Consider the following 13,564-nt stretch of genomic DNA (forward strand, 5'->3'; position numbering starts at 1 on the left):
TAAGAGTTTCGATCATTTTTTTGACTCCATATTTAGTGAAACCATTTTCTTTATTCTTTGTCTGCTGGTTGGCTTTTGTAACATTTAGTAAAGCTCAGGAAGATTCGGTAGCCCTGGCCGAAGAGTATCTTCAGCAGGCTACACAAATATATTCTCAGCAAAAAGAGGCCATAGAAATAGCTAAAGAGTTATTTATAAAGGCAGCAGAGCTAGATCCTAATAATATTACTGCCAACTGGATGGCTGGTAAGTTATACCTTGAAACCATTAATAAAGATCAGGCCCTCAAGTACTTATTACGCATTCAGGAGCAAAAACCTTCATATAGATTTGATATTTGGTACCAAATTGGTCGTGCTTACCATTACGGTTTGGACTTCGATCAGGCGCTGGAGTATTATAAAAAATATGAATATAAAGTTACTCATGATATGCATTACCGTGGCAAGGATAGAGTGCTGCCAGAAGATGTTCGTAGAAGAGTTGTAGAGTGTAATAATGGAAAAGAGATTATAAATCAGCCTGCCCGATACTCTGTGGAAATATTAGAGCCCGGTATTAACTCTGTTTGGCCCGATTATGCGCCAGTTTTGAATCAGGACGAAACAGTAATGATTTTCACCTCTCGCAGACAAGAGGGTAATACCAGTCCGGATGTTGATAAGGATAATTTTTATTTTGAAGACATCTTCATATCCAGAAAAGTGGGTGGAAAATGGAGTGAAGCAGAAAACATAGGTGAGCCTATAAATACTGAATATCATGATGCCAATATCGCCCTGTCAGCAGATGGTAGCAGGTTATATCTATATAAAGATGAAGGCAGGGGAGATATTTATTATAGCGATTTTGTAGATGGAGAATGGACTGAGCCTGAGTTTCTTACAGATAAAATCAATTCTTCAGTGTATTCAGAAAATTCCATCACCGAAACCTCTACTCCTGATTTGGTATTCTATACCAGTAATAGACCTGGTGGTGCCGGAGGGATTGACATTTACATGTGTGTGAAAGATGATAAGGGGCGTTGGTATAAATCAAAAAGCCTTGGACCTATGATTAATACCGAGTTTGATGAAGATAGTCCATTCTTATCATATGACGGTAAAACATTGTATTTCAGTAGTGCTGGTCATAAGGGTTATGGTGGATACGATATCTTCAAATCTGTATATGATAGTTTATCCGGCGAATGGTCTGAACCTGAGAACTTAGGATATCCCGTAAATACTCCGGATGATGAAATCTTTTTCAGAGCCTCAAAAGATGGTAGAGTAGGCTACTACTCTTCAGTGCGTGAGGGAGGATTAGGCTTCACAGATATTTTCCGTGTGAAATATTATGGCTCTGGAAAGAAAATGTCTGGTTCTGAGCTAATTGCTCAAGCTAAGAAAGAAAAAGAAAGAGCTGAAGCTGAAAATAGTAATTCGCAGGATCAACAGCCAGACATTCCTGGTCTGCCTGCAGATGTTCGTTTTGAAGAGCATGAACTCCAGCTAATGGATCATGCGCATCGCATCTATTTCAATGCCTCTCAAAGTGCCATTGATGAGGTGCATAGAGATGAGCTTGACAGTATAATTTCCCTTCTTAATAAGTATAAAGTATTAAATATTAATATTTCAGGATTCGCCAGTGCTGACGGTAATCCGAGATATAACCTACAGCTATCGCAAAAGAGAGCACTCATTGTTCTTGATTATTTTGTAGCGCATGGCATACCAGAGGAGCGGATCATAGCTCAGGGATATGGAGCGGTGAAAAGTGAAGATGGTGCCGACCCCGAAGAAAATAGACGTGCAGATGTAAGTATTGTAGCAGAGGAATGATGAAGTAAAATATTTAAATATTTATAAATATTTCATTGGTCATCCCCAAATAACATAAAATCTTTCCTATCTTTATGTAACATAACTGCCGCCCTGGCGGTTATACGTTCTTTAACTTGTTGGTCAGAAGCTATTTAGTACCTGAAATGGGCAGTGCTATGCCATGTCTTGTTGAATCATACTAAAAATTAATCAATACTAAACGTCTATTATATGAAAGCTTTAATTACTAATTTATCGTTACAGGTATGCATTTTCTTTTGTCTTGGAAGTGCAATAATCGCTAAAGAAAAAATCCCATCCGAAAAATCGATGTATTCAGATCTTGTCAATCTTAATCCATCAGATACTACCGTTGGAACTAGCGTTCAGTTGAACGCAGAAGGAAATCCGTTTCAGGCTCCTGCTCAATATACTTTGGGCGTGGAACTTAGTGGATTTAGTGAATTTAAATTTATGAGGGTATTATCTTCTGACCGAAATGTTAAAAAAGTACGGTTAGGATATGATGAGAACAGCGTATACGGTAATCGCCGAAATGTCGATTATGAATACGTTGAGGTTATTGTTAAAGACTTTAGAGGTGACATCAACTGGTCTAAGATAGAATTTAGGCCAAATAATGATCCTGCTGCTATAGGTATGTCCGTAGCTCCCTATGTGGCTACAGCAGAGGCCTTGGCAGATGGCTGGATTAAAATGACTATCCCCTTGGCTGACTTTGATGACGCCCGTGTTAATTTCAAAAAACTAGAATTCATTTCTTTCCCCTTTAGTGCACAGGCTGGGGTATTCAATCTCGGTGTAAAAGATATCAGTTTTGTTGGTAAGAAAGAGCGTTTCCAATGGTTTGGAGATAAGAAAAATGATAATGCTCATGATGGTACCGGTGCAGGTCTATCACTTGTGGCAGAGATTGAAAGAACTGATTTGCCCGTAGCAGATAAAATAGAAATCCGTAACAGTCTAACAGGCGAAACCTGGGTGGACGAGCAGATGCCATTTGAATTTCATGTTACTCTTAATGAAGGGCAGTATAATTTGTCAGCTATAGTTACTGACAAAGAGGCCGTTGACTATGTTTCAGGTGCTGAGGCAATTAGTGTTGGTGGCGGTATTTCCTTTAATGTAAATGGAGTTTCTTGTGCTAATGTTATGGATGGTGCTATCGATGCTACGGTTAGTGGAGGAGTGGCTCCTTTGAGATATCGCTGGAGCACCGGAGCTACATCTGAAGATTTAAGCGCTTTGTCGCCAGGTATATATGAACTTACCGTTGAGGATGCTCGTGGTAATATTGTGTCCAGGAAAGCTAGAGTTGAGGGTAACGCCCCGCTGATGGGACAATTGAGCGGCTCTTTGTGTTCAGATACAGTTCAGTTGAATATTAGTGGAGGAAATGGTCCTTATTCATATCAGTTTGAGGATGCAGGAGAGGTGCAGTTAGCTGCAGATGTGAAGAGATTAAGAGCCAGGTTTGATGCCACAGCTTCACAAGGATATGGAGTGTTATATATCTTAGATTTCAAAGTGGATAAAGCTGGCTACATGTATGTGTTAGCTTATGTAAGCGGAGAAAGTATACTTGATGGGAAAACAGTTTTAGGTAAGTCAGGCGAAGAAAATTTAATCCTCGTAAAATTAGATGATAATAATAGGGTGCTATGGAAGACCGTTACTAAATCTAATGTTTACTTCCCTTCAGCGGAACCTCGCATTAACCTGGATAGTAATGGTGATATTATTTTTTCATTTAATTCCGGAAACGATGGTGGTAGTTTAAATGCTAATGGTCAGACTATTAATTATCTGGCAAACAGCACTAATCTGTCAAAAATAAGTTCAGGGGGAGAGCATCTTTGGTCTAAATCCTATGATGTGACATCTTCTTTTGTGGATTTAGATGAATTTGATAACATTTTTATAGCTGGCAAGGCTCCTAATACTTTAAAGGTGATTGCTAATGATAAAGATGGAAATGAGACGTGGAGAAATTCCTATAGAGTTATTGATTATCACAATATTCATGGTGTAGAGGCTCATAATAATGAGGCTTATGTGATAGGCTCATTTACTACAGAAATAGATTTTGAAGGCACTAAGTTGAAGAGTGCTGGTAACTATGATTTTTATGTAGCTAAAATTACCGAAAGTGGTGTAAGCTGGGCTAAGAGGGGTGGCGGAACCAATTATGATATTCCTCAGGTAATTAAGATGAACACCAATGGAGAGTTAATATTTGGATTTTCTAGCTTATCATATTATTCCAAATATGAAAACCTCAACTTTACTAAAAATACCTTAGCAGCACTATCATTAAATCCTGATTCTGGTGAGCCTATTTGGTCTAATGCGTTTGTTCAGTATACTCAACCATATCCCTTTCTATATGTTTGGGCTGAAGGCATTGATGTAGATGAGGAAGGCAATATTTATATAAATGGACATAGTCCATGGAGAACAGGAAACGATGGTTTCTATTCTGATCGCCCTGAGCAATTTGTGATCACGTTGAATAAGTCAGGCCGGGTTATAGACCTAATGGCCAGTGATGAGTGGACTTATTCTGATTATGGAGCTTTGGATTATGAAGGTGGCAATGTTTATTGGGCGCAATATGATTATTACAGTGCTGATCAAATAGTTGATATCTATAAATACGGAGCAGAAAATCAAACACATCTGCCTGCGGCTATGCTAGATCAGCCACTATACGTGATGGATGCTAATAGTTGCTCTATGCAGGTGCAGCCACTAGATGATGAGTTTACGCCAACATCAATATGTTATATGTCTGTGGAAGATAATGGTATTAATATCAACTGGTCTGCAGATGAAGCATCAGCTATGGATGTGTACAGAGAAACTAGTCGATTAGATGAATTTGAATATATAGGAACCTCTGAATCGGGTCGAAGTAGCTTTGTTGACGGTTCTGTAGATCCATCAGAAAGAAGTTATCGTTATAAAATTAAGTCTGCTGAAGTTTGTTCAGATAGTGAAGATGCTTTTTCAGAACCTCATAAAACATTGCATCTAACCATAAATAGAGGAAATGCAGGTCAGGTCAACCTGCTTTGGGATAAATATGAAGGCACTTCTTATGAAAGTTTTCAGATTTATCGAGGCTCGTCAAGTTTTGATATGGTGCTTATGGCTGAAATTCCGGCCGGTATGAATACCTATACTGATTACCAGCCAGAGTCGACATCGCAATTTTATCAGGTAGAAGTAGCTGGAGTTGCAAGTTGTGATATTGAGGAGACCAATGCTGTAAATGGCAGAACGGCTGCGGAAAACACTAACAAGATCAAATCTAATATTAAAAACATATATACCAAGGATCATCTCACCCTATATCCTAATCCATCCCGTGGGGTGTTAAATGTAGGTTTCAATTCAAATGGATCTGAGTATCAGCTGCGCGTCATAGATATGAAGGGCGCCGTAAGGTATCAGGCTGTAGTCAGAGAAACCTCCCAAATATATCTAAATAGCCTGTCTAAAGGATTATACACTGTTTTGCTGACCAATAATTCGGGAGAAAGAATGCAAAACAATATTGTGATCGAATAGTTTCGAAAATATAATTTAAATATAAATTTTATAGTAATAATTTATTAATGTATATAAAATTGTATTTAAATTATATTTTATTTAAAATTGAATTATCAAATATAATATATGTAACAATTCTAATACTAACCAACTAAAAACAACTGTTGTATGAGTGCTTTAATTAAAACTGCATGCTTTGCTGCATGCCTCGTTATGGCTACTTTTCTAAGTGTGGCCTCTGCAAATGCCATTACCTTGTCTGGTAGTGATGAATGTCTTGAATATGATAATCCGCCGTCACCAGGTGATGATGACTCATATGTTAATTCTTATATCCGGCTTTTATTTCACGTTAGCCATGAGAGCTGCCCTGGAGCCAATGATGGTGAAGTTTTCGTTTGGACTCTGGGTAATGGTAGCTATGAATTCCCTGTTATTTGGAATACAGGGGCCACAACTAGTACTATTAGTAATTTAAGTCCTGGAATGTATACTGTAACTGCCTATGATTCTGCAGGTAATCAAACTAGGGGGTCGGTAGTTGTTTATGGAGCTTCTGAGCAAGAGGCGGAAGTTGACCTTGAATCAGTGTGTTCTGATGATATAACATTGGATATTAATGGAAACTCTGGTGAGGGCGATTGGTTGATGGGAAGTAGAGGTCAATATTCTTACAGTTATGATGGTGAAAACTATACAAATCTTGCGCTTCAAGATGAAAAAGAAAGGATTCGAGGTGAAGATGAGGTCTTCTACACGGATATGTTATTGACGGAAGAAGGGTCTCTTTATACTTCTTTTTCGTATACCCATTTCTTTGGTACTGTGGAGTTGGATCCATCCTATAATTCTTATTTGGTAAAAGCTAATAAGAGTAATGAGATTGAATGGAGTCAGGGTTTGACTAAGTATATTGAAAATGCTGAATTATCTAAGGATGAAGAAGGTAACATTTATTGGGCATTTGGTTCTTTGGCATTTAGCTGGGAAACTATCGGCGGTGAGGAGATAGCTGTAGAAGGGGTTACTTTAGTTAAATTATCTCCTGATGGTGAATATATTTGGCATAGGTCATGGTCGGATGCTAACTTCCTTATCGGTCTTTCTACTGACTATATGGGGAATGTTTATCTTGCTACAGAATCTTCGGTTTACAAATATAGTAAGACTGGTGTGTCTCAGTGGGTGAAAGAGTATGGTTATTCTGAGTATGTATCATTTGAGGGAGATGTTGTGCAATTTGATGCGAATCCAATGGGTGAGGTTTATTTGGCCGTAGCTACAGGAGATTATCTTACTATTGATTCGGATACCGTGGCTTCAGATTTTGGAATGGCTGTGGCATCTTTAACTACGGATGGTGATTTGCGTTGGGCGGAGACGGCTAGTAAGAGTGATGGAATGACATACGTTTCAGGATTGAAGGCAGGTCCACGTAATCAGCTAGCCGTTGCTTTGGATATTCGTGATGATTCCTTTGCATACGATTACTTTTCACTGGGCGGTAATTTCGGTACTGCTGTATTGAAAATAGATGCCATTAACGGTCAGGCTGCCGATAATTACGTAATGTCAATTTATAGTAATCCCGATTATCATGGATTCTCACAGATTACAGGATTAGCTTTAGATATAAATGGTAATTTATATGTAGCAGGTGAAAACGCCCCAGGTGAAGATACTGGAGATGGGGGAATATACTTATATGGCTATGATGTAGGGGGAAGCATGGTGGTGTCTGAGGAAAGGGAATTCAAATTTCTTTATATGCCCACTCCTTTGGCTACAAACAGAAATGATGTAGCTTGGGCTACCTTCAGTGATATGGAGGCTGTGGCAGCCAGGAAAATGCAAATCATGCAATATGGTCCTCAATCTCAAGCAACAATACCTTACGATGGTCAATCACAAATTTTTGTAAAGAATGTGGCGAACTGTACAATTTCCGTAGAAATTAAGCAGAATGAGTACAAGCCCCTACCAATATGCTACATATCACAGGCTAACAGTAATAATGTAATTCACTGGTCAGATGATGTGGAGGGAACGGTTGATGTTTATAAAGAAACTACCGCTTATGGTGAGTTCGAATATGTAGCTACTTCTTCAGCTGGGCTTAACTACTGGCAAGATGTTAACTCTAATGCTAACATCAGAAGTTATAGATACAAGATAAAACCATCTGATGAGTGTGAGGCTCAGGATTTTTCCGGTGCTCACAAAACCCTTCATCTCACAGCTAACCTTTCCAGCAGAGGGGAGACTAACCTGGTTTGGGAGAAATATGAAGGTTTGGAATATAAGAGCTTCCTGATTTACAGTGGATACAGTCCGCAAAACATGGAGTTTGTAACTGAGATACCAGCCAATTTATTTACATACACAGCCGATTATTCAGTGAGAGGACCATACTTCCAAATAGCCATTGAAGCTGATCTTGATTGTGAAATTGAAGGGTCTGCCAGTGGTGCAAAGGTTGCTCAAGGTGAATCTGGTCTTATCAAATCTAATATCATCAACACCTTAGAGGTGGATGCACTTCATCTATTCCCTGTGCCAGCAAAAGAATATGTGAATGTAGTGTTCAAGGAAGATGGCTCTGATTATCAATTGAAAATGTTTGATGTGAAAGGGGCGGTTAGATATCAGGCTACAGTGAATGAGGCGGTTCAAATACCTGTGAATAGCTTAACTCCTGGTCTTTATACTATTAGTCTGATTAATGCTTCTGGAAAAGCAGAAAGCAGGCACGTGGTGGTTGAGTAGCATTAACAAAAAATCTTAATTTAATATAGCTATAAAAGTAAATTTTATAACTATTTTTTTTTATTAATTAAAAAATAATAATTAAATTATATATAATATAACTATAAAATTAAACTAAGTCTATGTAAAAATTTTAATAACCAACTAAACTATCTTTGTTATGAGTGCTTTAATTAAAACTGCATACTTTGCGGTATGCCTCGTCTTTGCCACATTTTTAAGTGTAGTGCCATTAAATGTTTTCGCTCTTTCTGAGCTTGAGAACGTGTCAAGCAACTTCCCAATTAAAAGTCCCGAGATTATCGAAGGGCCTTATCTCAATTCTTACATCAGGATTTCTTTTATTGTAAATCATGTCAGCTGTCATGGTGCTAATGATGGAAATATATATGTATGGACTACTGGTAATGGTAATTATGAATTTGATATTCTTTGGAGTACAGGATCTACTTCAAATACTCTGACTAACCTAAGCCCGGGTGTATATACTATTATAGCTAGTGATGATGAGGGTAATCAAACCCAGGCTTCTGTGGCTATTTATGATGCGGAGCAGTTAGAGGCTGAAGTTGAGGTTGAATCTATATGCTCAGAAAGTTTAACTCTAAATTTCTATGGTAACACCGGTGCTGGTGATAATGAAATTGGATGGCCAGAACCTGATCCTGGGTATTATGCTTACAGTCTGGATGGACAAAATTATACTAATTTATCTTCGCGGGTTAAAAAAGATCGTGTTCAAGGGGAGGGCAATGTTAGTTGTTCGGATATTGTATTAACAGAGAAAGGATCATTGTATACGGCTTTCACTGGTTCTCATAATTTCGGTACAGAGGAATTGAACCCTGATCTGGAGTCTTACTTGGTTAAGTTAAGTAGAGCAAATGAGATAGAATGGTATCAAGGTGTTACTATAAACGATGAAAATGCTAAAGTTGAGGTTGACGATGCTGATAATGTTTATTGGGCTGTTGGGACTGGGGGCTTCAGTTGGCAGACTATAGGAGATACTGAATTTTATATTGATGGGGTGGCTGTAATAAAGTTATCTGCTGATGGAGATTATTTATGGCATAGAATTTTTCCTCAGGATGATTTTGTGGTTGGGGTGTCAACGGATTTTTATGGCAATGTTTACTTAGCTACTAATAAAAAAATTTATAAGTATGATGAGACAGGATTTCCTCAATGGAGTAAGTCATATAGTTATACGCCATATGGTTTCGCGTCACTTGTTGATCCGAAAAGTAATCTAATTCAGTTTGATGTCAGTGCTACCGGTGATGTTTTTATGGCTGCTGCTAGCGGTACTTACCTGAGTGTAGGTTCGGATTTAGTGGAGCAAAATTTTGGCTTAGCTTTAATTTCTCTTGATTCAGATGGATATCGAAAGTGGTCTAGAAGAGAGGGTTCTGCGAGTGATGAGCTCTATGTGTCAGGGCTTGCGGCCGGACCTGTGGGTGCAGTGGGGCTTGCCTTAGAAATTAGAGAGAAGTTTTTTGAATATGAAGGACATTCTTTTGGGGATTCTTATGTTAACGCCTTCTTATCTTTTGATGCTAATGATGGGGAGTTAAGTCTGCCACGAGCCATAGTGAGGTATGATGATCCAAGTCAACATGATCTGGCTAAAGTAACTGGTCTCGCTGTGGATGTAAATGGTAATTTCTTCCTTACAGGCGTTGATAGCACGGGAAATCAATATAATCCTGGTGGTCAATATTTTATGAAGTTTGATGTGTTTGGTGAAGAAAATTTCTATAACAATGATGACTCTTTTTCTTATTTTGAACACACTCCTCTATCAGCTAATAAAAATGGTGTCGCCTGGGCTGCTCATAGTGTCGGCTCCAATTCTAATCAGGGTAGAATGGAAATAGTAGAGTATGGTCCCCAATCTAGGGTGACTATTCCTTACGCTGGTCAATCTCAGGTTTTTGTGAAAAATGCAGCGGGGTGTGAGGCAGTTGTAAATATAGATTTTGAGGATTTTCAACCGTTGCCAATTTGCTACGTGTCACAAGCAAATGAGAATAATATCATTCTATGGTCGGATGATTATGAAGGCATAGTGGATGTATTTAAGGAGACTACATCTAATGGTGACTTTGAGTTAATAGGTACATCTACTGTTGGGCTAAATTATTTTCAGGATATTAATTCTGATACTGAAGTAAGAAGTTATAAGTATAAAATAAGGCCTGCAGGGGAGTGTGATGCTCAGGAGTTTTCACCGGCGCATAAAACTTTACATCTTACAGCTAATCTTTCAAATAGAGGAGAAACAAATTTGATTTGGGATAAGTATGAGGGGGTAGAGTATAATAGCTTTTTGATTTATAGTGGTTTTAGTCCTGAAAATTTGGAATTTGTAACGGAAGTTCCATCTCATCTATTTACCTACACAGCTGATTTTTCAGTGAGAGGACCATACTTCCAAATAGTCATTGAAGCCGATCTTGATTGTGAAATTGAAGAGGCTGTGAGCGGTGCAAAGGTTGCTCAAGGCGAATCCAATAATCTGATTAAGTCGAACATTCTCAATACCTTGGAGGTGGATGCGCTTCAGTTATTCCCTGTGCCAGCCAAAGAATATCTGAAAGTCTTATTCAAGGGGAATGGCTCTGATTATCAATTGAAAATGTTTGATGTGAAAGGAGCGGTTAGATATCAGGCTACAGTGAATGAGGCGGTTCAAATACCTGTGAATAGCTTAACTCCTGGTCTTTATACTATTAGTTTGATCAATGCTTCTGGAAAATCAGAAAGCAGACATGTAGTAGTTGAATAATATAAAAAAAAAGAAGAGTAGGCTAGGGCCTACTCTTCTCCTCTAACTATAAAAAGTGGAATATTGAGTCTGTGTCTCACGCCACTTACGGTGGTTCCGAATATAATATCCTTAAGCCATCCGTGGCCGTGTGATCCCATCACCAGAAGGTCTGCATCAAATTCTTTAACCAACTTAGGGATGGTTCTTTTTGGATTCCCGTATCCCAAATACTCTGATACTTTGTAGCCAGCGGCTGTAAGTTGGTCTCTGTACTTGTGCAGGTATAAAGCATCTTCAGTAGATTCCAGGTCGTCGATGTCACTTCCCATTACAATAGCTCCGGCTGATTCTACAATATGGATTAATGAGTACTCTGCATTAGTGCCTCCCTGCGCCAAGGCGCTGTTGATAGTTTTGTTATCAATTTTTGAGAAATCAACAGCAATGGCAATTCGTTTGTATTCTTTCTCTTCATGAAAATCCAAAGGCGTGTAGGTGCCGTGAGGAGTTTTGGTGATGTGAATAGGGTGTTCCTTTAAAATAGGTTTAAAAGTAATGTACAAGAGCAGTAATAGCACTGCAATTGCCAATGGTACTATGGTAATCCAGATGAGGTAGGAGTTACTGCCTGCTTCAGCCATCCAGCCTTGGATTTCATCAATTACCAACTTGCCATTTAGCACTACTACTATCGCTGCAATGATCCATGCTGCAACTTGCATCCACAGCTTTATGGCAAACTGACCCATCTTCTTCTTATCAGAGACAAAGTGAATTAGTGGGATTACGGCGAAGCCTAATTGAAGGCTTAAAACAACCTGGCTGAAAATAAGCATTTTCCCGGTTTCTTTTTCTCCGTAGATAGATATTACCAGTAGCGCTGGGATAATCGCTATAAGGCGTGTTAAAAGCCTTCTTAGCCATGGTTGTATACGAAGGTGTAAGTAGCCTTCCATTACAATTTGTCCCGCGAGTGTTCCGGTAATGGTTGAGCTTTGCCCTGCAGCAATCAAAGCCACAGCAAAAAGTATAGACGCCCACTTGGACCCAAGCATGGGGGCGAGCAGCTTGTGAGCATCTTGAATCTCAGCAATGTCATACATGCCGTTGCGGTAAAAGGTGGCGGCGGCCAAAACCAGGATGGCGGCGTTCACAAAAAATGCCATGTTCAAAGCGACGGCAGAATCGATGACATTAAACTTTATGGCAGCCCACATACCCTTGGATGTTGGACTGATCTTTCGGGTCTGAACCAGGGATGAATGAAGGTAGAGATTGTGAGGCATTACGGTGGCTCCAATGATGCCGATCGCGATGTACAAAGCACTGTGATTTGGGATGGTCGGAATGAAGCCTTGAGCAAGCTCTCCCATGTCCGGTTTGGCGAAGAGCATCTCAATGAAAAATGCTCCTCCGATGATGGCCACTAAACTCACAATGAAGGCCTCCATTTTTCTCATGCCATAGTTCTGAAGTATCAGGAAAAGAAGGGTGTCTCCAACGGTCAGACCGACGCCCCAAAGTAGGGGTAAGTCGAAGAGAAGTTGGAGGCCAATGGCCATCCCTAAAACCTCGGCCAGGTCGGTGGCGGCAATGGCAATCTCGGCCAAAATGTACAGGCAAAAATTGACGAACTTAGGGTAGGTCGCTCGTGACGCCTGGGCCAAATCCATCTTCCTTACAAGGCCTAATCGGGCTGAAAGGCTTTGTAATAATACTGCCATTAAATTGGACATTAGCAATACCCAAATTAAGGTGTATCCGAACTCACTTCCACCTGCAATATCAGTGGCCCAGTTGCCCGGATCCATGTACCCAACACTCACCAGGTAGGCGGGGCCCATGAAGGCAAAAAGTTTCTTCCAAAACCCTTTTTTGTTAGTGGCATTTATGGAGGCATTTGCGTCTCCTAATGACTTCATTAAATCGTGCTTATCTGAGATCATAATTTACTCTGCAATCCAAATATTTTCTGATACTTCTTTTGATATAAAAATGGTCCTTTTGTTGTCGATCAAAATCTCTAAAGATCCATCGAATTCTACCTTCTCCATGACCCTGATTTTTGCTCCAATATATACGCCAATTTTACCTACATATTGAAGGAAAGTTGAGCTCGCATCTTTCACTGAAATTACTATTCCTTCCTGCCCATTTTCGCACTGCGAAAGTGGTGTCTGAGGCTTGGCTTTAAACTCACCATTTTCATCAGGAATTGGGTCGCCATGTGGGTCGTATTTTGGGTGTCCGAGAAACTCATCGAGACGCTTAATTAGGAGAGGAGATTTGATGTGTTCCAGTTGCTCCGCAACGTCATGAACTTCGTCCCAATTGAACTTCAATTTCTCCACTAAAAAGGTTTCCCAAAGTCGGTGTTTTCTGATGACTTGGAGCGCTTCTTTTTCACCCGTTTCAGAAATTTTTACGCCCTTATATTTCTGGTAGGAGATGACTCCTTTTGCTGATAATTTCTTGATCATATCCGTGACCGAAGCAGCCTTAGTATTCATGGCTTCGGCAATGGAATTTGTTGAAACCGGAGCGCTGGTTTCTTCAAAAATATGGTAGATAGTTTTTAAATAATTCTCTTCTGTGAAGCTTAACATTTTTTGCTCTTATTTCTAACAAATATAGAAAT

General features: G+C 39.4%; 6 protein-coding genes. 4 read left to right on the forward strand and 2 right to left on the reverse strand.

Annotated features, from left to right (window positions below; all coding sequences use genetic code 11):
* Positions 1-35 precede the first annotated feature (35 nt).
* The 4 genes from LVD16_RS12560 (at position 36) to LVD16_RS12575 (ending at position 10,944) form a co-directional block, all read left to right on the forward strand.
* A complete protein-coding gene (locus LVD16_RS12560; protein WP_233774293.1) occupies positions 36-1,829 on the forward strand; it encodes an OmpA family protein in 1,794 nt (597 codons plus the stop codon).
* Positions 1,830-2,042: 213 nt separating this feature from the next.
* The gene (locus tag LVD16_RS12565; RefSeq protein WP_233774294.1) at positions 2,043-5,405 is read left to right on the forward strand and encodes a T9SS type A sorting domain-containing protein; all 3,363 of its coding nucleotides are present in this window, start codon (positions 2,043-2,045) and stop codon (positions 5,403-5,405) included.
* Between the two features lie 150 nt (positions 5,406-5,555).
* Positions 5,556-8,153 carry a T9SS type A sorting domain-containing protein gene (locus LVD16_RS12570; protein WP_233774295.1) on the forward strand — a complete coding sequence of 866 codons (2,598 nt, stop codon included), beginning with the start codon at positions 5,556-5,558 and terminating at the stop codon, positions 8,151-8,153.
* Between the two features lie 160 nt (positions 8,154-8,313).
* On the forward strand, positions 8,314-10,944 hold the full coding sequence (locus LVD16_RS12575; RefSeq protein ID WP_233774296.1) for a T9SS type A sorting domain-containing protein: 2,631 nt from the start codon (positions 8,314-8,316) through the stop codon (positions 10,942-10,944).
* A gap of 29 nt (positions 10,945-10,973) precedes the next feature.
* Here LVD16_RS12575 and LVD16_RS12580 read toward each other — a convergent pair whose 3' ends face one another.
* Together LVD16_RS12580 and LVD16_RS12585 are read right to left on the reverse strand one after the other, a co-directional pair.
* Entirely contained in the window at positions 10,974-12,848 is a 1,875-nt protein-coding gene (locus LVD16_RS12580) for an Nramp family divalent metal transporter (RefSeq protein WP_233774297.1), read from the reverse strand.
* Positions 12,849-12,875: 27 nt separating this feature from the next.
* The gene (locus tag LVD16_RS12585) at positions 12,876-13,532 is read right to left on the reverse strand and encodes a metal-dependent transcriptional regulator (protein WP_233774298.1); all 657 of its coding nucleotides are present in this window, start codon (positions 13,530-13,532) and stop codon (positions 12,876-12,878) included.
* Positions 13,533-13,564: the final 32 nt, after the last annotated feature.

Source organism: Fulvivirga ligni (assembly GCF_021389935.1).
In the GTDB taxonomy this organism is placed as follows: domain Bacteria; phylum Bacteroidota; class Bacteroidia; order Cytophagales; family Cyclobacteriaceae; genus Fulvivirga; species Fulvivirga ligni.